The following is a 1472-nucleotide window of genomic DNA, read 5'->3' as shown; positions in this document are numbered from 1 at the left end:
TTAAAATGTACCCTATAGAGTAGACACTTAAAAAAGGTCTGCTCTATAGGGTACTTTTATGTATAATGAAAAAAATGGGGAATCGGAGAACATTTAAATGTCAAAAAAACACTTTACTGAGACAGAAATAGAAATACTATCTAATAATCGATATGTTAAATCCGTAAGTTCAAAGGCTGTTACATATACAGACGAATTTAAGAGGATTTTTATAGCGGAAAATGAAAATGGAAAATTGCCAAGACAGATATTCGAGGAGAATGGTTTTAATATTGAAGTTATTGGTATTGTAAGAGTACAAAGGGCTGCCTCTAGATGGCGTACTGCTTATAATAAATCAGGTGTATTGGGACTTAGAGATACGCGTAGAGAAAATTCGGGGAGACCCACTAAGAAAGAGCTTTCTCTAGAAGAAAAGAATGCTAGATTAGAAGCTCAAATTCAATTGTTGAGAGCTGAGAATGAGTTACTAAAAAAGTTAGAGATGATGGAAAGGGGGCTGGAGAGGAACGAGTAAGAGTTTCTGCTGAGCAGAGGTTTCTTTTAATATGTTCAGTAATCGAAAAGTACGAACTCAAAAAGATGGTAAGTTTCTTATGCGAAATTTCGGGGATCTCGCGCTCAGGTTATTATAACTATTTTTCTTCAGAGTCTCAGGAAAGAAGAGAGAAACGAGAAAAAGAAGACTTGATCATTAAAGAAAATATTTTAAAGGCTTTTAATTTTAAACGCCGTAAAAAGGGTGCGCGCCAGATAAAGATGACATTAGAAGGACAATTTCAAATTACTTACAATTTGAAACGAATTCGAAGAGTGATGAAGAAATACAAAATTGTATGTCCTATTAGAAGAGCCAATCCTTACAAGAAAATGTTAAAAGCAACTCAAGAACACACTGTGTTGCCCAATTTATTAAACCGAGAGTTTAAACAAGGAATTCCAGGAAAAGTACTACTCACTGATATTACATATTTATATTACGGTAATGGACAGAAGGCTTATTTGTCCACCATTAAAGACAGTTCAACGAATGAAATACTCGCCTATAATGTGTCCAGTAGAATGACGTTAGATTTGGCTACAGATACATTAGTAAAGTTAATGAAGAATAAACAAGTAATGTTTACAGAAGGAGCTTTTATTCACTCTGATCAAGGAGTGCATTATACAAGTCCAACCTTTCAGAAACACGTAAGAAAACTGGGACTTGGACAATCAATGTCAAGAAGAGGAAACTGTTGGGATAACGCTCCCCAAGAGTCTTTCTTTGGTCACTTTAAAGATGAAGCCTATATAAAGACGTGTAATACGCTGGACGAACTTAAAAGAGAAATCAAAAAATATATGACGTACTATAACAATTTTAGGTACCAATGGAACTTAAAGAAGATGACTCCTGTACAATACAGAAATCATCTTCTCCATGCGGCATGACCTTTTTCAAAAATGTCCTTTACAAAGGGTACATTTTA

Annotated in this window: 1 protein-coding gene; it reads left to right on the top strand. The window is 34.6% G+C overall.

The annotated features are described in order from the left end of the window. The first annotated feature begins 97 nt into the window (after window positions 1-97). Window positions 98-1434, top strand: a protein-coding gene (locus tag D4T97_RS20315) for an IS3 family transposase (RefSeq protein ID WP_126052608.1) whose coding sequence is annotated in 2 segments (ribosomal slippage) — window positions 98-482 and window positions 482-1434 — 1338 coding nt in all. Because the reading frame shifts where the segments join, the coding sequence is not laid out codon by codon here. Window positions 1435-1472 lie beyond the last annotated feature (38 nt).

It is taken from the genome of Siminovitchia acidinfaciens (genome assembly GCF_003605385.1).
In the GTDB taxonomy this organism is placed as follows: Bacteria; Bacillota; Bacilli; order Bacillales; family Bacillaceae_C; genus Siminovitchia; species Siminovitchia acidinfaciens.
The sequence above is the reverse complement of the archived record's forward strand: the minus strand, read 5'-3'. Positions and strand labels throughout refer to the sequence as shown.